Below are 23,183 nucleotides of genomic sequence, written 5' to 3'. Positions count from 1 at the left end.
ATACGGGGGCTGGTCCTTCGACTAGCTCAGGAACAGCCCCCGGTATCTCGGCGGCTGTTACCAGCGGTAGTGCGCGAACGCGCGGTTCGACTCGGCCATCTTGTGGGTGTCTTCACGGCGCTTGACCGCGGCACCCAGGCCGTTCGAGGCATCCAGGATCTCGTTCTGGAGGCGCTCGGTCATGGTCTTCTCACGACGGCCCTTCGCGTAGCTCACGAGCCAGCGGAGTGCGAGCGTGTTGGCACGGTGAGGCTTGACCTCGACCGGCACCTGGTAGGTCGAGCCGCCGACGCGGCGGCTCTTGACCTCGAGGGTCGGGCGCACGTTGTCGAGCGCCTTCTTGAGCGTGACGACGGCGTCCTGACCGTTCTTCGACTCGACACCCTTGAGGGCGGTGTAGACGATCGACTCGGCGAGCGACTTCTTGCCGTCGACGAGGATCTTGTTGACGAGCTGGCTGACGATCGGTGCGCCGTAGACCGGGTCGTTGACGACGGGGCGCTTCGGGGCTGGTCCCTTGCGAGGCATGTTGCTTAACCCTTCTTCGCGCCGTAGCGGCTGCGAGCCTGCTTACGGTTCTTGACGGCCTGGGTGTCCAGGGCGCCGCGGACGATCTTGTAACGGACACCGGGCAGGTCCTTGACGCGACCGCCGCGGACGAGCACCAGCGAGTGCTCCTGCAGGTTGTGGCCCTCACCGGGGATGTACGCGGTGACCTCGGAGCCGTTGCGGAGCTTGACGCGGGCGACCTTGCGCATCGCCGAGTTCGGCTTCTTGGGCGTGGTCGTGTACACGCGGGTGCAGACGCCTGCCTGCTGGGGGTTCGACTTGAGCGCGGGCGCCTTGGTCTTGGTGACCTTGGGCGAGCGTCCCTTGCGAACCAACTGCTGAATGGTTGGCACGTTCTCTCCTATGTTGCGCTGCACGGTGACAGCTTGCGTGTCTCCCCCGCGCATCCGGATCTTTCGATTCATGACGCTGCGGGCTCACATTCATCCACCGGCGCGGCAGAATGGCTGACGCGTTCGTGTGGTGGATATGCCGTGGGGGTGACCTGTTCGCAGGTCGTTCCCTGAGATGTGGCTCTCGTGTCCCTGCCCGGTGCCGAGGCACGTCGCAGGGCGCGCACGAGCGCACACACAGTCAATGATACGCGACTGGCAGAGGGGTGGTCAAACGCGCGCCTTCGCGCCTCAGCCCGCGATCACCAGGACGAAGAGTGCCGTCGCTGCGAGGACGACGACGACGGATGCCGACGCCACCACGATCGCGGTGATCCTGCGGGTGCGGCGCCGGCGGGATGCCTCTGCGGCGACCGTGTCGACGGGGGTCTGCGGCTCTCGAGCTTCGCGCGGGGTGCGGGGCACGACGACCGGGGCAGGCGCTCGAACGGCCGAGACCGCGGGGGTCGAGTCCGGCGTGCGAGCGACGCGGCCTTGCGACGAGGCGCCGACTCGGTCGTCATCCGGCTCAGGCGTGCGATCCGCACCGGCGCGCTCCTGACGACGACGCGACTCGCGCCGTGCGACCACCGTCGATCCGTCGTCGCCGGAGTCCCTCCTGCCCGGGCGAGGCACGCGTGCGGTGTCCTCGTCGGCGGGATCGGTCATCCGTCGCTCCGGATCAGCCGCACCTCGGCGTCTCCGAGCAGGAACCTGTCGCCGGCCTCGACCTCGACGCCTGGCGGCGCTTCGACCTCGGTGCCCATGAGCGTTGCGAACAGCACGCCGTTCGTCGAGTCGAGGTCGGTGATGTACCAGGCTTCGTCCCGCAGCTCCAGGCGCGCATGGATCTTGGAGACCGTGCCGTCCTGGATAGCCACGAGCTGCGCACCGGGGAACGCGGCGTCGGCGACCGGACGCCGCCCGACGATCACGGTCTCGGAGCGGAGCGGGATCGGCGCGCCGGAGGGCGGGACCAGCGACCAGTTGACGCGACGGCGCTGAGTGATGACCGTCTCTTCGATCGATTCGTCGGGGATCCCGGGAGACGCGTACGCGGCCGAGACCGACGAGAGCGCGGAGCGGGGCGTCCCCGCACTCGGCGCCCCGGCGATGGCGGACACCTCTCCCGACGTCTCAGAGAACGCCTCAGGATCGCTCATCGGCGATCGCGCCGGAGCCCAGGGCTCGACCGGAGGCGCGTAGGCCGCGGCAGGCACGCGGGTGACCGGCGGCATAGCGTCGGCCGGGTCGCTCGAGCGAGCAGTTCCGGCTCCGCGCATCGGGCCGGGGGGCACTTCGTCGTCTTGGTCGCCTCGTCGCATGACGGGGACGGCCGAGATGGGCGCCGGGGCGCCCGACACTGCGCCGGTCACCTCTCCGGTGAACTCGTCGGCGTCGCCCAGCCCCTCCCAGATCCGCTCGCGCATCGCGCCGGAGACCGGGTCCTGCGAGGTCTGCGGGATGGGTGGGATCGGTGGGAGATCGGATGCCGCGGCCGGTGCCGGGACGGCTGCCGCCGGTGTCGCGGGCTTCGCGGGGGTCGGTGGGCCGGGCACAGTCGGAGCCGGCACGGCCGGAGCGGAAGCCGGCGGCGTGGCCGGAGCCGGTGCGGCGGAGGAAGTGGGCAGCGGCGGCGGCACCCAGCCGGCGGGCGGGGCTGCGGGCAGCGGCGGAAGCGGCGGGGCAGCGGCCGGCGTCGCGGTCCTGCGCCCGTAGGCAGACGGCGGAGTGGTCGCGTCGAAGCCCGCGGCGGGTGGAGCGGAATCGGAGAGCGTCGACAAGAACTCGACTCCGTCGTCGTACTCGACCGCGGACGCGGTCCGGCGGGCACCCGCCTCCCGCGAGTTCGCCACTGCGCCGCGGGGTTCCCGCGGCTGCGACTCGTCGCCGACCCATCGGCTCGAGCCGAAGCCGATCACCGTGGCCCAGGCGGGCAGGAGGACAGCGGCGAGGACCGTCATCCCCGCCCCGTAGCCGAACGCCGCACCGATGCGGTGGGCGGCGATGACCACGATCACCCAGACCGCGACGGGACCGGCGAACGGGATCAGCCAGAGCAGCAGCAGCCAGCCCGACAGTCCGCCGAGCCGCAGCAGCACGATGAGGTTGAGGACCGGCACCCATGCGCGCCACCCCTCTTCTCCCGACTTCTGGAACACCGCGGCGAGCCCCAGTGCGAGCCAGACGTAGAGCACGACGACCAGCGCCAGTGCGAGCATCGTGAGGGCGAGGGTTGTGGAACCATCGAAGGCTGTCATGGTGTGAGGCGCACAGGCTCCGCAGCCTGGCGCTTCCCCCTCTCGGCTATGCGCTTGCGGGCACCCGCTGCGGGTGCCAGATGACGAATGAACGATCTCAACGATACGGTCGCGGCGAAGCGGTGCCATCCCCCGCTGGCGCGCGCGAACCGGCGGCGCTCGGCGTCGACCAGACTCCAGTACGCATCGGCCTCGTCGGCGGCCGGCGCGGCCCCCGAGAAGACGGCGCGATCGGCGGTCACGGCGAGCTCCGGGCCCGAGGGCGTCGCGAACGCCTGTGCCAGCTCACCACGGGTGTATGCGCGCGGGGCATCGAGGCCGGCATCGGCGGCCGCATCCACGTACTCATCCCAGCCACCCGCGATCTGCGCGGCGGGGGTCCCCTCCTGGCGGCGGGCTCGGCGCCGTGCCGCCTTCGCGCCGATCACGATCAGGAACGGCCCGCAGACGAGCAGAGCGACGAGGAGCGCGGCCGCCGAGATCCGCAGTACCGGCCAGAGCCACGCGAGATCCAGGCCCGACGTCTGCCGGGGGGTGTCGTCGGCCGCCGTGTCCTCTTGGACCGGGTCGGGCGGGACGACCTCCTCGACAGGGTCGGGACGCACCTCGGTGACATTCTCGGGGTCTCGCTGCTCTGTCACCTGGAGGCTGGGCGACTGCTCGTACTGCGGCGTGACATCCACGGCGACCCACTCGCCGTCCGAGGACTGCACCTCGGTCCACACCGCGAGGTCCTGCGCGCGGCAGACGCCGCCGTCGCACGTGGGCAGGTCCGGCTCCGTCGATGCGAGCCGCGCCCCCATCACGACTCGCGAGGGGAATCCGAGCTCGCGAGCGATGAGCGCGACGGCGACGGCGAACTGCTCATCGTCACCGATCGCCGCCACGTAGTTGCCGGATGCCGCAGCCCGCGGATCGGACTCGCGCTTCAGCAGACGCGAGAACAGCGAGTCGATCCGTGCGAGCGAGTGACCGGAGGCACTGGGCTGGAACCTGTAGTCCGGCAGCGACTTCATCCACTCGGGGGACGAATCGTCCGAGAGCCCGTGGCTGAGATATCCCCGCTCGCGCAGCAGCGATACGAGACCGGCCAGTGCCGCTCCCCCCGAACCCGAGACGTGCTTGTCGACCCACGCCCGCAGGCTGTCGGGCGCCGCGACACCCTCACTCACCCCGCCCGGGGCCTCGAGGGTGGAGAGGTCGAGCGCAGGACGCTCGACGCCGCGGACCACGTACGAGTCGCCCGGCTCGAGGCCGCCGCCCGCCGTCTGCACTCCCGCTGCCGCTGCAGTGCTGTAGTAGAAGCGGTCGGCGAGCGACGCGGCGCGGGGCCCGGCGAAGTCGATCGACGCGAGCTGGCCGGCGGTCGGCATCCAGATGTCGTCGAGCTCTTGAACCGTCACGTCGGCTTCGATCTGCGTTCCGGTGCCGGTGTCGAGCACCGACGGCACCCGCACGAACCGTCCGGCATCGACGGCGCCCGATCCGCCGCTGCGATACACCTCGCCGTCGTACGAGTCGAGCGTCGCCAGGCGCACGCGCTCGGGAAGGACCCCATCGGACGTCACGGTGAACAGTGTCTGGTCGGCGCGTGCGTTCGCGAACAGTGCGCGGTACTCCGCGAGCGGGCTCACGGCTGCGGCGAGTTCGATCTCGGGGCCGATCGCGGAGCGCAGGACGTCACGCTGCGCGCCACGGGCCGCAGCCGGCACCACCGCCACCACGACGACCAGCGCAACCGCCACCATCCCGGCGCCCAATGCGGCGCGGCGCCGGTCTGCGGCCGAGCGCCGCCGAGACACGCGCACCCCGCTGGACGCGGCCGCCCGCCGCAATGCGCGGAACCTCTCGTCGTGCGAGCGCCAGGCGAGCCAGACCAGGCTCGCCAGCAGCGCCGCGAGTCCGAGGAGGGTCTCGACCGGCGCGTACAGCGCGAGCGGCCCGATCCCCCACGACGAGCTCACCGTGGTGCGACCGAAGAAGAGCCCGAATGACACCATCCCGATGGCGACGGGCGCCGCGGCGTAGGCGATGCCGTCCTCGCGCCACGACAGGAGGAGCAGGACGCACGTCCCGACGAGGAACACGACCAGCGCGGGAACGAGGAGATTGCGGTACGAGCCGATCGGCAGGTCGACCGTCACGAGATCCTTCCAGGCGAGGACCGTCCCCATCGCGAGCTCACCGAGTCCTCTCACGACATCCGTGGGCGCGCCGAGCCGTGACGGCACCGCGAGTGGCACACCGAGCACGAGGAAGGCACCGGCGAGGGCGGCGGCGATCCGCCACCCGCCCCACCGGCGTCGCCACGCCGCGGTCGCGATCGCTGCGGCGGCCACCGTGCCGACGATGACGAGCAGCACGAAGGCCCACGAGCGGTAGATCGGCCAGGCCGCGACGGCCGCAGTGATGACGACGACGGCCGCGAAGACCGATCCCACGACCACCCGTGGCACGACCACGGGTCCTCGTTCACGCCGGATGCCGGCATCCCGCCCGCTCATGCCGTCGCACCTCTGAGGAGCAGTCCCGAGAGATCATCGAGCGTGCCGACCGTGAGGACCGTGAGCGAGGAAAGCTGCTGCATGCGGGGGTGCGCGCGCTCGTCGCAGATGACGGCGACGACCGCGGTGTCGGCCGGGAACGCGAGCGCGGCCTGCTGCAGGCGTCCGAGCGGCACCTGCGAGCCGACGACGACGAATGCGATCGACAGCCGGTCGCCCGACTCCGCGGTGAGACGGCAGACCTCGGCGACGCGCATCGTGTTCTCCAGGCGTTCGACGCCGCTGAAGGCGTCGAGCATCGGCCGTGGAGCCGCCGCGGGGAGGTGGCTGATGGCTCGCAGCCGCCCGCGAACCACGCGAGGGATCTCCGACCCCGTGACGATGATGATGTCTCGCGCGTCATGCACGGCCTTCAGCCCGAGCGATGCCGCGCAGGCGACGGCGAGCTCGAACTCGTCGGCATCCGCATACTCGCCCTCGGCGACCGCGAGGACGATGGCCATGCGCGACCGGCGCGACTCCTCGTACTGCCGCACCATGAGGCGCCCGGTCTTCGCCGTCGACTTCCAGTGGATCTGCCGACGGGAGTCGCCCGCGGTGTACTCGCGGATGGCGTGGAACGACATGTCGGAGTCGACGAGGCGGCGCGTCGGGCTGCCTTCGAGGTCGCGGATCAAACCAGCGCTGGTGGACGGCAGCGGGGTCGTACGTGGATGGACGTACAGCTGGTGGACGTCGTCGAACGCGTGCTCGCGGCGGAGCAGGCCGATGGGATCGCTGCGCACGGTCGTCGCGGGGCCCACCGTGACGATGCCGCGCGGAAGGGCCGGGATGTCGAGCGGCTGCGCCACGGTATGGCCCGGGCGGAGGAGCGGAACGCCGAACTCGACGAGGCCCTCGCCTACCGGCAGGTCGATGCGACCAGGGAGGGCGATCCGGCGACCGTGGTTGCGCACCACGATCTCGCCTGCCACGCCGTCGCCCGCGACGACCCGCTCGTGCGCGAGCGACACGTCGACATCGTAGGTGCGGGTGCCGAACAGGAACGGCACGCTCGCGAGCAGCAGGAGCAGCGCCACCGCACCTCCCACCATCCACTCGACCCAGCCGAACGCGATTCCCATCGCGAGCCCGATCGTTGCGGCGAGTGCGACCAGCACTCCCGCGGGGCGCACCGTGCGGGCGCTCCATTCGGCGGCCGCGGCCAGGGCTGCGCCTGTCGCACGCGAGGTCCGCGTCCACCACATGGCGGCGCGCACGAGGGCGCGCCCGCGGCGCCGAGTCGTGACGGCCGTCTCGGTGATCTGGGTGAGCCCGTCAGGACCCGTCGCGGCGGTGGTGCGGGTGATGCGGGAGTCGGCGGTGCCCACGCCGCCTCGGCGAGACTCGGTGGTGCTCATACGGCCTCACGACGACTGGGGGGCGCGACATCCAGCAGCACCTGGCCGATGACGGCCTCCTGGCTCACGCCGTCGAACTCGGCCTCGGGGTGCAGGATGAGCCGGTGCGAGAGCACGGCGATGGCGAGTGACTTCACGTCATCCGGTGTCGCGTAGGTGCGTCCCTGCGACGCGGCGCGCGTGCGAGCGGCATGCGTCAGCGCCAGCGCGCCGCGGATGCTCACCCCGAGCCGCACCTCGTCCGCGGATCGGGTGCTGTCGACGATCCGAGCGACGTAGTCGAGCACCAGCGCGTCGACGTAGATCTGGGCGGCGAGGTCCGCCATGCCGACGAGAGCCTGCGGCGTGATGATCGGCGTGAGGTCTGCGGTGGGGACGGCAGCGCCGTCGAGGATGCGGACGGTGGCGGCGTGATCGGGGTAGCCGAGCGACGTGCGCATCATGAAGCGGTCGAGTTGCGCCTCGGGGAGGCGGTAGGTGCCGGCCTGCTCGATGGGGTTCTGCGTCGCAAGCACGAGGAACGGAACGCCGACCTGTCGCGTGACCCCGTCGATCGTGACGCTGCCTTCTTCCATCACCTCGAGGAGCGCCGACTGGGTCTTGGGGCTGGCGCGGTTGATCTCGTCGGCGAGCACGATGTTCGCGAAGATCGGACCCGAGTGGAACTCGAAGGCTCCCTCCTTCTGGTCGTACACGCTGACGCCGGTGATGTCGCTCGGGAGAAGGTCGGGAGTGAACTGGATGCGGGTGTTGGTCCCCTTCACCGACTGCGCCATGGCGCGGGCGAGAGAGGTCTTGCCGGTGCCGGGCACATCCTCGAGCAGCACGTGACCGTCGCTGAGCATCGCCATGAGCACGAGCTCGACGACGTGGCGCTTGCCGAGCACCGCTCGCTCGACGTTGTCGGCGATCTGCCCGAACGTCTGCGAGAACCAGACCGCCTGCTCCTGCGTGATGGTCATGAGTGCTGTTCCTCTTTCGTGACGGATGCCGCGGCGGTCGTCATCGGAAGCGCGGCCACGATCATGGCTGCGGCTCGCCGGGTTCGGTCGGGATGGGAAGATTCGGATCGCAGTCCGCAGCGAAGGTGGCGTTCGCGGGGCGGAGGCCCCATCCCTGAGCGCTCCAGTCGACGGAAACGGTGATGCCCTCGACGCGGACCGCGCCGACCGGCACCGCCCACGTGCCGCGCGTCGCCGGAAGCTCGGCACCCAGCTCGTCCAGGAAGCGCAGCCGGGCGTTGCCGAAGGTGATCTGTGCCGAGCCGCCGGCGGGATCCTTCGATGAAGACTGCTGCAGAGCCAGGTCCGAGCCGCCCACGCAGCTCTGCACCGACCATCGCGCCTGCACCTGATAGGGGGCACTGCCCGCGCGCGGTGTCACGGCTGCCCACGGCGTCGAGGTTCCCCACGCATCGTGGACGTAGCGTACCTGCATCCCGGGATCGCGGTCGAACACCGTCGTACCGGGGGACCAGCCCGAGAACTGCGCGTGGTTGCGGTTCGGCAGTCGCTCGCTCGACGTCGGATTGTCTCGGATGACCCACTCGGCGTGCGTGTCCGAGACGTTCGGGGACGAGTCGACGACGAACGTCCATCCGGTCGGGGGCGCGCCGGACTGGACGGCCCGGACCGACGCCGTCACCATCGACCGCCCGAACGATGTGCTGTCGTACCACGAGTCGACGCACGTGGTGAACCGGTACTCCTCGCCATCGGCGAGGTCGGTGAAGGTCGCTTCGCGCCCGTCCGCGACCGTCGTGCAGCGAGCGCCTTCGCGGACGATTCCGAACCGGAGCGACGATCCGTCTCCGCCGGACGCCGCGTCAGCGCGGGCGAAGACGGTGGAGGTGCCGTCTCCGTTCGAGGTCGAGCTCAGCGCAAGGGTCACGTCGCGCGGGGCGCCGATGCCGTTGGCCGTGACGGTGACGGCCTCGACCGTCGCACCGTCGCCGATGCCGGGCGGGATCTCGAATCGCGAGAGCGGCTTGATCGTGACCGGCGTAGCGGTGTTGGTCCCGACACGGTACGACGGCACCTCGAGGTTCGTCTGACCCGCACCCACCGGAACTTGAACGGTCTCACCCGTCGCACTCGTGATCTCGACGCTGCCGGTCTGATCCGGGTCGATCCCGCTGATGGAGAGAGCGATGACGCCGCCCTCGCCTTCGGTGACGACGGGGCGCGCGGTGACGCTCTTCGGGGCGGGGGGCGGGTCGTACGCCCACGCGACGGTGCGGACAAGGGCGCGCGACTCGCCCACGGAGTTCACGGCGACAGCCTCGTAGGTGCGCGGTTCGCCGTTCGGCGCGGCGATGACCGGGCAGCTGCCATCCGGCGCGCACTCGGCCACGACCTCGGCGTTCCAGCGGATGATGAATCCGCTGATGGCGGGGTACGCGACCCCAGCCGGACCTGGATCGACACGCAGCGTCAGGGTACGGTCCGCGTATGCGGTCTGCGAGACGCTCGCAGGCGCCTGCGGATATCCGAGGAGGTCGAGGACCAGACGGCCGTCGCGCTCGGAGTTGGTGCGCCTGCCCTGAGCATCGCGCACCGAGAACGTCGCGGAGCAGGATGCTCCGGGAGCGTCCTCCGACCACGTGGCGAGAACCGACGATGAGGACTCCACCGAGAAGCTCACACCCGTGCATGCGCCGACGGGGCGCACATCGATGACCTCGAGCGGGGTCCGCGGAAGCGGGTTCACCTCGCCCAGGGCGCCGATGACGGGGATCGAGCACGACATCCCGGTCGCCTGCGAGCACTGCTGGGTGAGCGACCCGCCCTGAGGGAGCGTCGACGGCGCCGAGCCCACGCGCAGAATCAGGCGAACCGGGGCGACAGCGCTGTGACTGGTGACCGAGACGATCGCGGCCTCTTCCGAGCCGGTGACGGCTCGATCGGCGCCGGTGACCGTGACGACCGAGCCGTCGAGCGACACGTCGAACGCGCTGCCCGAGTAGTCCACCTTGTACCGGATGCCCTCCCAGTCCTCGCGCAGCTGCCAGGTCGTCATGTTGCGCAGGTCGAACGTCGCCGTCTCACCCGGGCCGACCGTCATGGATCCGGCGCGCAGTGCGGGCTGCGGGTCGAGTGCCCGCACCAGGATCGGCACCGACAGGTAGGTCCAGTCATCCTGGCCCTCGAGTCGCACCGGCACCTGGCACGCGTCGACCCACGGCGCTCCGGCGCCGGAATCGTATCGGACGACGGTGCCGGACTCCACCGTGCAGGAAGCCTCCTCGCGGGCGCCCGAGGCGCGCACATCATCCCCCACCTCGATGCGGCTCCCGCGCGGCTTCGCGACGAGGTCCGAGAGGTCGAACGAGACGGACTGGAGTTCGGTCACCTCTTGCGGCCGGATGCCCGACTTCATCGCCAGTGACAGATCGTCATCGCCAGGGATGCGCAGGAAGGCATATGTCGTGACCGGCCCCGACGAGCCCTCGCCCGTGACGGCGAACGGGATGATGCGGGTCCGTGAGGGAAGGTCGCCGCTGAGCTCGCGGCCCTCGACGTCGACACCGTCCTGGTCGCCCCACAGCGCCACCTCAAGCTCCGACACCTCGCCGCCCGACCACGTCGCCTTGTCCGAGACGACATCGACCCCGAAGGGGAAGTCCTCGCGGGTCTCTGCGGTCAGCACCGTGTCGTCGACGACGGGGTAGTCGGGCACGCTTTCACGCACGACCTTGACCACGATGAGGCCTCGACCGGTGTTGCCTGAGCTCGACTCGACGTCGTACAGGTACGACATCGTGCCGGGCTCATCGCCGGCCTCGATGACGATGGTCGTGTCGTCGGTCGAGCGGATGTGGTCATCGAGCCGGGTGTACTCATCGCTCACGCTGCCGTCGGACAGCGTCCGAGGCACATCCGGCCGGACGTCGGTCAGCCGGAGTGTGCCCCGGGTGGGGTCCACATCGTTGGAGAGCGGGCTGACGCGGATCGTGTTGGTGTCGCCCGCCTGCACCTGCACGTAGTCGGTGAAGGTGACGGGGCTCGGGTTGGCCTCACCGTCGAGCACGCCGATGCGGACGCTGCCCTCGCCGGCCGCACCGAAGGCATCCGCCACGCGATAGCGGAACGAGACCTGGCCATGGTCGCCGGGGACGCTGGCATAGACGATCGAGGTCCCGTCGGCCGAGATCGTGGCCGATCCGCGCGCCGGCTGCGTCACGATCCGATCGAGGGTGACGACGTCGCCATCCGGGTCCATGCCGAACCCGTCGAACTCGATGGTGGTGGACTGACCGCTCAGCACACGCCCCTCGAGCGTCTCTGGCGCGGGCGCGCGGTTCGCATCGTCGTCCAGCACGCGAACACGTACCATCGCGGTGTCGGCGAGCGACGGGGTGCCTGTCGTGAACACCGAGTAATCGATCGCGTAGTCGCCCGGCTCGTCCGGTGCGAGGTAGCGCAGCAGATCGCCCGATGCGAACGCGAGGGCGTCGGGGCTGGACGATTCGACAGTGGCCGGATTGAGGGTGGGCCGCCCGCCCGCCGGCGACAGGTCGTTGTCGAGCACGGGGATGTCGATCTGGTCGCCGGCGCGCACGACGACGGTGTCGTCCACCGCGATGGGGGCGAGTTCGGGCGCCGGTGGAAGAAGGTAGACGGTCGCTTCGCCCTCGACGCGCGCACCGCTGTCCGCCGTGCCGTCGCTCACGACATAGCTCACGGTGCCGAGCCTGCCGAATCCGCCCGCCGCCGTCGTCCCCGACACTCGTAGATGACGCTGACCCACCGCATCCACCGAGAGGACGGCTCCGTCCTCCGCGTGCCCCACCACATCGCTCAGCAGCAGAACACGTCGCGTGGGGTTCGAGACCACGGCGAAGACGTCGAGCGTGGCATCCTCCTGCGGATGCACGAAGGCGACGACCGGCGCGGTAGCGAGCTGCGGTGGCGCATCGGACGGCAGCACGGTGATTCGCGCTGTTCCGGTGGCGTCGGAGGATCCGTCGGTGACGGTGAAGTCGACACGGTAGGTGCCCTGCGACGACGCCGCGAAGTCGAACGCCGTCGTGCCGTCCACGATCGTCACGGTGGCGTCGGCGTCGTCGAGCACGCGCGCCGATTCGAGCGACATGGTGCCGCTCGTTCCGGTGACGTGCGGCGCGACGTCGATCGAGAGTCCGGCGTCGAGCGTGTCGACGACCGCGAACGACTGCACCTCGAGCTGCGGCTCCGGCGACACCTTCACCACGAGCGTCTTGCGAGCGACCTGACCGGTGGTGTCGGAGATGGTCACTTCGAGCTCGACCAGCTCTTCGCCGCTGTCGCCGTCGTTGTTGTGCTGGTACACGACCTCGCCCCCGGGGGTCGCGGCGACCGTCCCGACCCCGGAGGGATTGTCGACCGAGAGTAGGAGCAGCGGATCGCCCTCGGGGTCGACCCAGCCCGGGAGCACCGGTACTGTCACCGTTCCCCCCGGCGCGACCTCCGGCGTCGGCCAGGGCACCAGACAGCGCTCCACGCCGCACCACTGCGGGGCCGAATCGACGCTGTCGGGGGCGACCGTCAGATCCACCGTGGTGGCGTTCGACCGCAGTCCGTCGGAGGCTGTGCCGTCCGACAGCTCGTAAGAGAAGGTCGCGGAGCCGGTGGCGCCCGGTGCCACCCGCACCGTGATGCGCTGACCGTCGTCGGTGATGGAGGTCGTCCCGAACCCGGGATCGAGTCCGGTCACCGACGAGGGGGTGATGCTCAGCACGTCTTCGTTCGGGTCATGGTCGTTCATGAGCACCGGCAGGCTGACGAGGCTCCCCGCGCGCACCCCGAAGGCGTCGGATTCGGCGATCGGCGGCTTCGGATCGATCACGACCGCGAGCTGTTCGGTGCTCGGCTCGGCATCGGGGTTGACCTGGTCATCGAGCGTCCAGTCCTGGCTCGACGGCACGAGCGTCCCGTCGGGGATCGTCCAGGCCCACCCCGACCGGGTCTCGTTGAGGATGATCGACTCGTCGCTCGCCACGAACGCCGGACGAGGGTCGTCCTGCGGACTCCCGGCGCCATACTCGAGCTCGGATGTACGGGTCGAGTTCGAGTGCCACAGGGTCCCCACGTCGTCGCCGAGCCACGCCGCGAAGACCTCCCCGTCGTGCACGATCGGCTGAGCGGGCGCGCCCAGATCCGCGCCCGGGCGGACAATGTTCTCGCTCCCCGAGCCGTCGACGGGGACGCGCACCAGCCCGGCCCGGTCTGCCAGGTAGACCGCTGATCCAGCGGCATGGGGCTCCCCCACCTCGATGGGCGCCGTCGCCGGCGTCGGAGTCGCGGCATCCGCTCCGCGCAGCCACACGTCGCCGTCCTCGGTGTCGACGACCGCCCACGTGTCGCCCGCCGCCGTGATGGCCGGCACCGCCACGTCGTCGGCGGCGAGCGGATCGCGGCCACGCACCTCGGAGGCCCGGATGTCGTAGCGCAGCACCGACTCGTCGGCGCTCGAATAGCTGAACAGGATGCCGCGATCGTCGACCGCGATGGCATCCGCCGTGTACTGCGTCGCGTCCTCGTCATCCGACGGGAAGGGATCGAGCTGGGCGGCGGGTCCGGCGTCGAGCAGCCCCGCGAAGACGGCACCCGAGTCGGTGCGGTATGCCACGAAGTCGCCCGCGGTGACCACATCGATGGTGCCCGAGGGTGTCGACTGCGACGCACGCAGCGCCTCATCGTCGAGGTCGACGGGCCGGGCCTCATCGATCCTCGTGACCTTGCTGAAGCTGTCGCTGAACAGATAGACGTCGTCGCCCGCCTGCACGACCTTGTCGGGGTTGCTGATGCTGCGCACGGTGTCGAGCTCGCCGACCGCGGTGTTCACACGCGCATAGCGGCGGCCCTCACCCGTCTGGAGCGCCCACACCGAAGTGTCGACATCCGGAGTCTCCTGCGCATCGAGCCCAGGCCACACGACGCTCACGCCGATCACCAGGCCGACTGCCACGACGGCGGCCCAGATGCCCGCGACCGTGGGGCGCCGCATCAGAGCACGCCCGTTGCGAAGAGCGTGACGACGACGGCGGCGATCGCGGTGACCACGGCGGCGATGCCGCCCAACACCCACGGCAGGGCGGAGCGCCGAGACGGCGTCGGCGCGGCGAAGTCGGTCTCTTCATCGCGAGCGAGCGCCGCGATGTCGACCGCGTCGCGGGTCTTGCGCCGTTGCTCGCGCTCGACCCGGGACCGCACCGGCCCGCGAAGCTCGGTGTCGCCGAAGTCGACGGCGCCGGATGCGCCGCCCCACTCGTCATCCGCGATCTCGAGGGGCGTCGGCGCGAACCCGAGTTCGGCCTGAACGCCGCGGAGCGCCTCCGCGAACTCGCGCGCGGACGCCCAGCGTCGCGACGGGTCGCGGCTCATCGAGGTGGCGAGCACCGTCTGCAGCGACTCCGGCACATCGGTGCGAGGGATCGGCGTGTAGCTCGCGCGCGCGATGCGCCGGCGCAGCTGCTCCTTGGAGTTCTGCCCGCGCTCGTGCCGCTCGAACGGACTGTGCCCTGCCAGCAGCGAGTAGATCGTCGCGCCGAGGCTCCACACCTCGCTGGCGATGGTTCCCGCGGTCTCTTCGGCGACGACCTCCGGCGCACTCCACGGAATGGACATCGCCAGCACCTCGTCGGCCGTGGCGCGCAGCAGCGAGGACGAGATGCCGAAGTCCGCGAGCACGGGGGTGCCGAAAGTCGTGATCAGGATGTTGCTCGGCTTGACGTCGCGATGGACCAGCCCCGCACGGTGCGCGGACTCGAGCGCACTCGCCATCCGCACGCCGACGCTGAGCACTTCGTCGACGGGGATCCGCTCGATGCGGTACCGCTGCGCGAGCGAATCCGGGCAGTACTCCATGACGATGTACGGCCGGCCGTCGGCCGAGATTCCGGCCTGGTAGACCGTGACGATCGCCGGATGCGCCGACAGATGGGCGAGCACGTCGGCTTCGGCGTTGAACATGCGCCGCAGATCAGGGTCTCTCACATCGCTCGGCATCACCTTCACGGCGACGTTGCGACGGGGCATGTCCTGCTCGTACAGGAAGACGTCTGCGAATCCTCCGGAGCCGAGCGGCCGGATGTACGCCAGACCGGGAAGAATGGGTGGCGTCGAGGAAAGGCGCGTTGTCACCAGCCCTCCCCAGGTTTGATCCGCCGAGACCGACGGTGCGCGCGGTTGACGTCCGCAAACTCGGCCATGCTAACAAACCAGCCTTTGACCTTGCCGTGTGCCGCCTGAGGTGTGGAGAGCCGGATCGACGGTCTCAGGGTCGGTGTGCCGATCGGCGGATGTGGCGCGGTGCGGCGGTCTCGGCCCGGTCACCCGATCGGTGGATCGCGTGGATCGAATGGCGCGTCGAGCGACCGCGTCAGCTCTTCGAGCATCGCCTCGATCTGCGGCTCGACGTACTCTCCGATCGCGCTCTGGATGCGGAGGCGATGGTGCAGGAGGATCGTGCACACCTCACGCCCGACCATGTTCGCGTAGTCGTCGGCGAGGCCGACCTCCTGCCGGAGGGCTGCCTTCGCCTCGTCACTGAGCGGCGGCAGTGCCGGGATGTCGGCATCCGCCTCTTCTGCCAGTCCCGAGATCGTGAAGAGGAACGGTGCGCCGGGAACGGGATCGGGATCCAGGGGCAGGCCCTCGAACTCGGGCTCGAGCCCCTCGGCCGGGCGATAGCTGCGGGCGCGGTTGCGCGCCGCCTGCTGGTCGAGCTCAGCCTGCAGCATCGGCAGGTTCAGCGCGGTGTACTCGGCGACCGATCGATCGACGATCGTCTTGATGCGTGTGGAGAGCCCGTGCTGCACCCCGTGCGGCACATCGGCCCCGAGGCCGGCGGCCGAGAGCACCGGTGAGCCGAAGCATCGGCGGCACGGAGCGACGCGACCACGGTGGGTCGAGGGCTCCCAGCGGGGAAGCCACGCGAGCCAGGCGTCCACCGCCTGGCTTACCTGGGTCTCGAGCGACCGCTCCACATCCACAACGGTAGTGCCGCACAAGTACGCTGGCCGGATTCAGCGCTCGCCATTCGGGCGGGGTCTCGTGGTCCGGTGCGAGGCCGGGATGTGCGCGCTCACTGCGGCTTACTCGTCGAATTCGTCTTCCCACGGCCAGCGCGGCCGCTGTGCCCGGGTGCGAACGAGGGCGATTCCGCCCCACGCGGCGATGAGTGCTGCCGCCGCGACGACCACCCCGAACCAGGTCGTCGCGATCCGACCGGCCACCGACGCCGCCACGGCGAGGTCGGCTCCGGTCGCCACGGCGCCGACGAAGATGGCCGCGACGTAGACGACGTAGCTCGTGGCCGCCGTCCAGGCGGCTCCCCAGAACGATGGCTGATAGGTCTCGTCACGCCGCTTGCGCCGAATCGACGCCCACAGAGCCCCCGCGAAACCGACCGTCGCCGAGACGGTCGCGAGGATCCCCGGCACCTGTCCGAGCCCCGGCGTCGCGATGACATCCTCGCTGAGCGCGAGGCTCACCATGCCGAGACCGAAGATCAGCAGCGCGACGAAGGACGCCGTCGCGAAACCGAGCGCCGTGAGCGGACGGACACTGCCGCCGGGTTCCCGACGCTCGGACACCTACTGGCGTACGAGCTGCGGACCCGCTTCGAGGGTGCGCTCGTACTCGTGCTGCGCCTCGAGGTTGAGCTCGGTGACACGCCTGCCACGAGCGGCCGCCCACGCGCCGAACCAGATGGTGAGCTCGCGGCCGATGATGAACGCGGCGATCGCGAGCGGGGCGTACAGCTCATTCTCGATGATCCGCGCACCTTCGCTCGCGGTGATCATCCAGAACTGCTCCTGGAACAGCGTTCCGAGCAGGTGCCCGCCGTACGAGGCGAATCCGACCAGCAGGCCGAACACCACCCACGCACCCCAGCGACCGCGGTTGACGATGGCGCCGAGCAGCCAGAACGCGATGAAGAAGACCGCGACGGTCACCCACAGCGTCCAGGTGCCCAGCGCGCGCAGCGACGCTTCGACGATGTCCCCGATGGCGATGTCACCTCGGAGAAGCTCGAACCCGACGGATGCCGCCACGTAGAGGACGGCGAAGCAGAGCGCGGCCACGACCCCGATCGCGCCGGCGGCGGCACGGTTGCCGCGCGGGCGGGGCGCTTCGGGGGCCTGGACGAAGATCGGCTGCATCGCAGGCGCCGCGGCGACGACCGGGGCGGCTTCCACGATCGGAGCGGCGACCACCGTGGGCGCGTCGGCGACGGGTGCGGCAGTGGCGACCGGCGGGGCAGCAGCTGCGGGCTCGTCGTCGTAGCCGAAGGCAGCCTGGTAGTCGGCGGCGGTCGTGTACTCGGGCTCGGCGTCGACCACCGGCGCTGCGTCCGGCGGCGTCGTGTCGACCGGCTCGACGACCACCGGCTCCTCGCCCACCGCGTCGCGTCCGGCCGCTTCGGCATCCGCGAGGCCCTCCTCGGCGCGGCCGACGACGTCGTCCACGGGGCGCGGCTCTTCGACGGGCTCGCCGTATGACGTCTTGGGGTCACTCATCGGATGCACTCCTTACGCGAGGCACGTCCCCGCACTGCGAGGGTAACCCGCGTGGTGTCCACGACCGCGGAGGCATGCCGTGTCGATTGCGCGGCGCGCGAGGACGGATGCGGGCACGCTCCGCGGTTAAGGTAGGCGCATGTCACACCGACGTGTCCGTCACGCCGCCGCCGCGGCATCCATCGCCGCTGTCGTTTTCAGCCTCGTGGCATGCGCTCCCGAGCCCGAAGCGGGGCCCACCGTGACTCCGAGAGTCACCGCGACGTCGACGCCCACGCCGATCGCAACCCGCAGCCCCGGAGCCACCCCCGCGGCCCAGGTGCAGCTGCCGATCGACTGCCGTGCGATCCTCTCGGAAGACGTGCTCGCGGAGCTCGACGGCGTTCCCCTCAACGACCCTGCCTACGGCGACGAGGTGGGGGTTCAGGCCGACGGGAGCCTGGTGTGCCTGTGGGGCTCGCCCGAGACGGATACCGGCCGCCTCACCACGACGATCTCGGTGATCTCGCGCGGACCCGCGCTGGACCTCCTCAACCAGCTCGCCGACGAGGAGGGCTTCACCTGCTACACCCCCGACCGCGGCACCCGGTGCGAGAAGACGTGGGAGGACGAGAACTACCCCGTCACGGACGGCCGCACCGTGTTCTGGCGCGACGACGTCATGATCGATACGGCGTACATCGGCCTCGCCCCCAGTGGCTACACGGCGGCGATCGTGGAGAGCGTCTTCGGGTGACCTCGGAGCGCACACCCGTGTTGCGTCCCCTCAGCCCCAGATCTGAGCCTCGATGCGCGGGCCGTAGTCCTCGGGATGCCACTTCGTCTCCATGCTCGACAGCCACAGGTCTCCGCGGACGGTGTGCTCTTCGATCACGTCGCCGAGGATGCGGACGCAGCGCAGCACTCCCTCCTGCAGCGAGCAGGTGAAGCCCTGGCCGCGCAGTGCCGCGTCGGCGATCGTCGCGGCATCGTCAGCGACGACCGCGAGCGTCGTGACGATCCCTCCCCCGCTCTCCAGTCGCCACGCGCACGTGAGGCGGGGGCTCGGCAGCAGCGCGTCGGCGAGCGGCGTGACGGCGGTCGCGGGCGGTCCCGCGGTCTGGTTCAGCAGCACGCCGGCGCGCCAGGTGAGTTCGGACCAGAGGCTGTCGGGATAGATCGCACGGCAGTCGAGTGTTCGGGATGCGATGGCGAGCTCGGCAGGCGTCGCCTCCACGGCGGTTGGAGGTGGGGGGCTGGATGCCGCACGCAGCGTGTCGCCGACCCAATTGACGGCGACCGGGACCATCGGCAGCGCCAGCCAGATCAGCGCCGCCACCACCGCGGCGCAGAGGAGCCCCACGGGCACGGCGATCCAGCTGCTGCGACCCCCGATCCGCGCCATGACCGCCTCCCCCCCCTCAACGGTAGATCGGCGAGCGCGAGGCGCTCCCTTCGGCGCGCTGGGATGTGGCATCCCGCCCGCTGGAGGCGGCATCCGGACTGCCCCTCCCCCACATCCGCTTGCCGTTTCCGCCATCCGCGACAGAAACTCAGCACAGCGCTTACCGGAAGACGACGGCGCGAGCGCAGCGCGCGGCGCCGACCGCCCGGCTTCAGACAACGACGAAGGGCCCCGGCGAACCGGGGCCCTTCGTTTCAGTCAGTGACTCAGTTGTACGTGCCGGGCGTGAAGTCGTCCGTCGAGAAGCTGTCGAAGTCGACGTAGCTCAGGTCGGCGTCGCTGTAGGCGCCGTCCGAGGCGAAGATGCGGTTGGGGTACCGCTCGCTCTTGGCCTCTTCCGTCGCCTCGACCACGACGTTGCGGTACTTCGCAAGTCCGGTTCCGGCGGGGATGAGCTTTCCGATGATGACGTTCTCCTTGAGACCGAGCAGCGGGTCGCTCTTGCCCTCCATGGCCGCCTGGGTCAGCACGCGGGTCGTCTCCTGGAACGAGGCGGCCGACAGCCACGACTCGGTCGCAAGCGACGCCTTGGTGATTCCCATGAGCTCCGGACGACCCGACGCGGGGCGCTTGCCCTCGCCGACGGCGGCACGGTTGATCGCCTGGTAGCGCTTGAAGTCGACGAGCTCACCGGGAAGCAGAGTCGTGTCGGCGTGGTCGACGACCGTGACCTTGCGGAGCATCTGACGAACGATGACCTCGATGTGCTTGTCGTGGATCGGCACACCCTGCGAGCGGTAGACGCCCTGGACGCCGTTCACGAGGTAACGCTGCACCTCGCGGGCGCCCATGACTCGCATGACCTCCTTGGGGTCGAGCGTGCCCACCAGGATCGGCTGGCCGACCGTGACGTGCTGGCCGTCCTCGACCAGCAGCGTCGCGCGCTTGAGCACCGGGTAGACGTGCGGCTCGTCGCCGTTGTCGGGGGTCAGGATGACCTTCTTCGAACGGTCGGTCTCGTCGATCGAGATGCGTCCGTCGGACTCGGCGATCGGCGACGCGCCCTTCGGGGTGCGAGCCTCGAAGAGCTCCTGCACGCGGGGCAGACCCTGCGTGATGTCGTCGGCCGAGGCCGAACCACCCGTGTGGAAGGTACGCATCGTCAGCTGCGTACCGGGCTCACCGATCGACTGGGCCGCGATGATGCCGACGGCCTCGCCGATGTCGACGAGCTTTCCGGTCGCGAGCGAACGGCCGTAGCACTGCGCGCACACGCCGACGGCGGAGTCGCAGGTCAGGACCGAGCGCACCTTGATGGTCTCGACGCCCGCCTCGATGAGCTTGTCGATGAGCACGTCACCCACGTCTTCGCCGGCCTGCGCCAGGACGTTGCCCTGAGCGTCGACCGCCTCGGATGCGAGGGTGCGCGAGAACACGGAGTTCTCGACGTTCGCGTCCTTGACGAGGTTGCCCTCCGGACCCATGGCCGCGATCGGCAGCTCGAGTCCCTTGGTGGTGCCGCAGTCCTCTTCGCGGATGATGACATCCTGCGAGACGTCGACGAGACGACGCGTGAGGTAGCCCGAGTCAGCCGTGCGGAGGGCCGTGTCGGCCAGACCCTTGCGGGCACCGTGCGTCGCGATGAAGTACTCCGCCACCGACAGACCCTCGCGGTACGAGGAGATGATCGGACGGGGGATGATCTCACCCTTGGGGTTGTTCACCAGGCCTCGCATACCGGCGATGTTCCGGATCTGCAGCCAGTTGCCACGAGCGCCTGAGGACACCATGCGGTTGATGGTGTTGTCCTCCGGGAAGTTCGCCCGCATCGCGACCTGAACCTCGTCGGTTGCCTCGGTCCAGATCTTGATGAGCTCCTGGCGACGCTCGGAGTCGGTCGTGAGACCCTTCTCGAACTGGCCCTGAACCTTCGCGGCGCGCTTCTCGTGGCGGCCGACGATCTCGGCCTTGTTCGGCGGCGTGAGGACGTCGCTCAGAGCGACGGTCACACCCGAACGGGTGGCCCAGTAGAAGCCGGCGTCCTTGATGCGGTCGAGCGTCGCTGCGACCTCCACCTTCGGGTACTCCTCGGCGAGCTTGTTCACGATCTGCGACAGCTTGCCCTTATCGGCCTGCTCGCGAACGAACGGGTAGCCCTTGGGGAGCGTGTCGTTGAACAGCGCCTGGCCGAGCGAGGCGTCCAGCAGGCCGTGGCCCTTCTTCTCGACGCTGCCGTCCTCGTTCACGATGTCGCTGTAGCCCTCGGGCGCTTCGCCCTCGAGGAACGTGAGACCGGGAACGCGGATGCGGACCTTCGCCTGCAGGTCGAGGGAACCCTCGTCCTTGGCCATGATCGCCTCGGAGACGGAGCCGAACGCACGACCCTCACCCTTGGCGCCCTCCTTGACCGTGGTCAGGTGGTGCAGGCCGATGATCATGTCCTGCGAGGGCAGGGTGACCGGACGGCCGTCGGACGGCTTCAGGATGTTGTTCGACGCGAGCATCAGCACGCGGGCCTCGGCCTGAGCCTCGACCGACAGCGGCAGGTGCACGGCCATCTGGTCGCCGTCGAAGTCCGCGTTGAATGCGGCGCAGACGAGCGGGTGCAGCTGGATGGCCTTGCCCTCGACGAGCTGAGGCTCGAACGCCTGGATGCCGAGACGGTGAAGCGTCGGTGCGCGGTTCAGCAGCACGGGCCGCTCGCGGATGATCTCCTCGAGCACGTCCCACACCTCGGGACGCGTGCGCTCGACGGCGCGCTTGGCGGCCTTGATGTTCTGCGAGTGACCGAGGTCGATCAGGCGCTTGATCACGAACGGCTTGAACAGCTCGAGGGCCATCTGCTTGGGCAGACCGCACTGGTGCAGCTTCAGCTGGGGACCGACGACGATGACCGAACGGCCCGAGTAGTCCACGCGCTTGCCGAGCAGGTTCTGGCGGAACCGGCCCTGCTTGCCCTTGAGCATGTCGGAGAGCGACTTCAGCGCGCGGTTGCCGGTGCCCGTGACGGGACGACCGCGGCGGCCGTTGTCGAACAGTGCGTCGACGGCCTCCTGCAGCATCCGCTTCTCGTTGTTCACGATGATCTCGGGAGCACCGAGGTCGATCAGGCGACGGAGGCGGTTGTTGCGGTTGATCACGCGGCGGTACAGATCGTTGAGATCGGATGTCGCGAAGCGACCACCGTCGAGCTGCACCATGGGGCGAAGCTCCGGCGGGATCACCGGGACGACGTCGAGCACCATGGCTGCCGGGCTCATGCCGGTCTGCAGGAACGAGTTGACGACCTTCAGGCGCTTGATCGCACGGATCTTGCGCTGGCCCTTGCCCTCGGAGATCTGCAGGTGCAGGTTCTCGGACTCGGTGGCCAGGTCGAACGCCTCGAGGCGACGCTTGATCGACTCCGCGCCCATGTAGGCCTCGAAGTACTGACCGAAGCGGTCCTGGAGCTCGTGGAAGATCTCGTCCTCGCCCTTCAGGGCGCCGACCTCGAGGGTGCGGAAGTCCTCCCACACCTTCTCGAGACGGATGATCTGGTCGTCGAAGGACTTGCGGATGCCCGCCATGTCCTTCTCAGCGGCATCCTTGACCTTCTTCTTCTGGTCTGCCTTGGCGCCCTCCTCTTCCAGAGCGGCGAGTTCCTCTTCGAGCTTCTGGAGGCGCGTGGCGATGCGCGAGTCGCGGCGATCGCTGAGCGTCTTCAGCTCGAGGCGGATGTTGTTCTCCTGCGTCGGCAGGTCGCGCTGACGCGCCTCCTGGTCGACGGAGATCACCATGTAGGCGGCGAAGTAGATGACCTTCTCGAGGTCCTTCGGCGCCATGTCCAGCAGGTAGCCGAGGCGCGAGGGCACGCCCTTGAAGTACCAGATGTGGGTGACGGGTGCGGCGAGCTCGATGTGGCCCATGCGCTCGCGACGAACGGAGGACTTGGTGACCTCCACGCCGCAGCGCTCGCAGACGATGCCCTTGAAGCGCACGCGCTTGTACTTGCCGCAGGCGCACTCCCAGTCACGCGAAGGTCCGAAGATCTGCTCTCCGAAGAGGCCGTCCTTCTCGGGCTTCAGCGTGCGGTAGTTGATGGTCTCAGGCTTCTTGACCTCGCCGTACGACCAACGACGGATGTCGTCAGCGGTAGCCAGGCCGATGCGAAGCTGATCGAAGGTTGTTGATTCGAGCACTAGTTCTCAGT

At 69.7% G+C, this 23,183-nt stretch carries 15 protein-coding genes; 1 reads left to right on the top strand and 14 read right to left on the bottom strand.

The window, feature by feature from the left end; genetic code table 11:
* Positions 1-57 precede the first annotated feature (57 nt).
* The 12 genes from rpsG to ABD188_RS07450 all read right to left on the bottom strand — a co-directional run bounded on the left by rpsG (position 58) and on the right by ABD188_RS07450 (position 17,610).
* Positions 58-528 carry a 30S ribosomal protein S7 gene (gene rpsG, locus ABD188_RS07505; protein WP_344060058.1) on the bottom strand — a complete coding sequence of 157 codons (471 nt, stop codon included), beginning with the start codon at positions 526-528 and terminating at the stop codon, positions 58-60.
* Between the two features lie 5 nt (positions 529-533).
* A complete protein-coding gene (gene rpsL, locus ABD188_RS07500; RefSeq protein WP_056223944.1) occupies positions 534-902 on the bottom strand; it encodes a 30S ribosomal protein S12 in 369 nt (122 codons plus the stop codon).
* Positions 903-1,193: 291 nt separating this feature from the next.
* Positions 1,194-1,610, bottom strand: coding sequence for a hypothetical protein (locus tag ABD188_RS07495; RefSeq protein WP_344060056.1), 417 nt, complete (start codon positions 1,608-1,610; stop codon positions 1,194-1,196).
* Complete coding sequence (locus tag ABD188_RS07490) at positions 1,607-3,202, bottom strand: DUF5684 domain-containing protein (RefSeq protein ID WP_344060054.1); 1,596 nt, start codon at positions 3,200-3,202, stop codon at positions 1,607-1,609. Before ABD188_RS07490 ends, ABD188_RS07495 begins: the two co-directional genes overlap by 4 nt.
* Positions 3,199-5,706, bottom strand: a complete 2,508-nt coding sequence (locus tag ABD188_RS07485) for a transglutaminaseTgpA domain-containing protein (RefSeq protein WP_344060052.1) — start codon at positions 5,704-5,706, stop codon at positions 3,199-3,201. Before ABD188_RS07485 ends, ABD188_RS07490 begins: the two co-directional genes overlap by 4 nt.
* On the bottom strand, positions 5,703-7,106 hold the full coding sequence (locus ABD188_RS07480; RefSeq protein WP_344060050.1) for a DUF58 domain-containing protein: 1,404 nt from the start codon (positions 7,104-7,106) through the stop codon (positions 5,703-5,705). The genes ABD188_RS07485 and ABD188_RS07480 overlap by 4 nt, the downstream gene beginning before the upstream one ends.
* Complete coding sequence (locus ABD188_RS07475) at positions 7,103-8,068, bottom strand: AAA family ATPase (protein WP_344060048.1); 966 nt, start codon at positions 8,066-8,068, stop codon at positions 7,103-7,105. The genes ABD188_RS07480 and ABD188_RS07475 overlap by 4 nt, the downstream gene beginning before the upstream one ends.
* A gap of 61 nt (positions 8,069-8,129) precedes the next feature.
* The gene (locus ABD188_RS07470) at positions 8,130-14,093 is read right to left on the bottom strand and encodes an Ig-like domain-containing protein (RefSeq protein ID WP_344060046.1); all 5,964 of its coding nucleotides are present in this window, start codon (positions 14,091-14,093) and stop codon (positions 8,130-8,132) included.
* Positions 14,093-15,229, bottom strand: a complete 1,137-nt coding sequence (locus ABD188_RS07465) for a serine/threonine-protein kinase (protein WP_344060044.1) — start codon at positions 15,227-15,229, stop codon at positions 14,093-14,095. Before ABD188_RS07465 ends, ABD188_RS07470 begins: the two co-directional genes overlap by 1 nt.
* A gap of 188 nt (positions 15,230-15,417) precedes the next feature.
* Positions 15,418-16,074: a spermidine/putrescine ABC transporter substrate-binding protein gene (locus ABD188_RS07460; protein WP_344060042.1), complete on the bottom strand. Its 657-nt coding sequence runs from the start codon at positions 16,072-16,074 to the stop codon at positions 15,418-15,420.
* Between the two features lie 108 nt (positions 16,075-16,182).
* Positions 16,183-16,683, bottom strand: coding sequence for a hypothetical protein (locus ABD188_RS07455; protein WP_344060040.1), 501 nt, complete (start codon positions 16,681-16,683; stop codon positions 16,183-16,185).
* Positions 16,684-17,610 carry an ABC transporter gene (locus ABD188_RS07450; protein ID WP_344060038.1) on the bottom strand — a complete coding sequence of 309 codons (927 nt, stop codon included), beginning with the start codon at positions 17,608-17,610 and terminating at the stop codon, positions 16,684-16,686.
* A 139-nt stretch (positions 17,611-17,749) separates the two neighbouring features.
* Here ABD188_RS07450 and ABD188_RS07445 point away from each other — a divergent pair, with 139 nt between their 5' ends.
* The gene (locus ABD188_RS07445; protein ID WP_344060036.1) at positions 17,750-18,346 is read left to right on the top strand and encodes a hypothetical protein; all 597 of its coding nucleotides are present in this window, start codon (positions 17,750-17,752) and stop codon (positions 18,344-18,346) included.
* Between the two features lie 30 nt (positions 18,347-18,376).
* Here ABD188_RS07445 and ABD188_RS07440 read toward each other — a convergent pair whose 3' ends face one another.
* Together ABD188_RS07440 and ABD188_RS07435 are read right to left on the bottom strand one after the other, a co-directional pair.
* Positions 18,377-18,994, bottom strand: a complete 618-nt coding sequence (locus ABD188_RS07440) for a hypothetical protein (RefSeq protein WP_344060034.1) — start codon at positions 18,992-18,994, stop codon at positions 18,377-18,379.
* A 266-nt stretch (positions 18,995-19,260) separates the two neighbouring features.
* Positions 19,261-23,172, bottom strand: coding sequence for a DNA-directed RNA polymerase subunit beta' (locus ABD188_RS07435; RefSeq protein ID WP_344060032.1), 3,912 nt, complete (start codon positions 23,170-23,172; stop codon positions 19,261-19,263).
* Positions 23,173-23,183 lie beyond the last annotated feature (11 nt).

It is taken from the genome of Microbacterium pumilum, assembly GCF_039530225.1.
Classification (GTDB): Bacteria; Actinomycetota; Actinomycetes; order Actinomycetales; family Microbacteriaceae; genus Microbacterium; species Microbacterium pumilum.
This window is presented reverse-complemented; position numbering and strand designations above follow the sequence as displayed.

Coding starts and splice junctions, on each gene's coding strand:
- rpsG (WP_344060058.1), bottom strand. CDS start 528: ATGCCTCGCAAGGGACCAGCCCCGAAGCGCCCCGTCGTCAACGACCCG.
- ABD188_RS07495 (WP_344060056.1), bottom strand. CDS start 1,610: ATGACCGATCCCGCCGACGAGGACACCGCACGCGTGCCTCGCCCGGGC.
- ABD188_RS07490 (WP_344060054.1), bottom strand. CDS start 3,202: ATGACAGCCTTCGATGGTTCCACAACCCTCGCCCTCACGATGCTCGCA.
- ABD188_RS07485 (WP_344060052.1), bottom strand. CDS start 5,706: ATGAGCGGGCGGGATGCCGGCATCCGGCGTGAACGAGGACCCGTGGTC.
- ABD188_RS07480 (WP_344060050.1), bottom strand. CDS start 7,106: ATGAGCACCACCGAGTCTCGCCGAGGCGGCGTGGGCACCGCCGACTCC.
- ABD188_RS07475 (WP_344060048.1), bottom strand. CDS start 8,068: ATGACCATCACGCAGGAGCAGGCGGTCTGGTTCTCGCAGACGTTCGGG.
- ABD188_RS07470 (WP_344060046.1), bottom strand. CDS start 14,093: ATGCGGCGCCCCACGGTCGCGGGCATCTGGGCCGCCGTCGTGGCAGTC.
- ABD188_RS07450 (WP_344060038.1), bottom strand. CDS start 17,610: ATGAGTGACCCCAAGACGTCATACGGCGAGCCCGTCGAAGAGCCGCGC.
- ABD188_RS07445 (WP_344060036.1), top strand. CDS start 17,750: ATGTCACACCGACGTGTCCGTCACGCCGCCGCCGCGGCATCCATCGCC.
- ABD188_RS07440 (WP_344060034.1), bottom strand. CDS start 18,994: ATGGCGCGGATCGGGGGTCGCAGCAGCTGGATCGCCGTGCCCGTGGGG.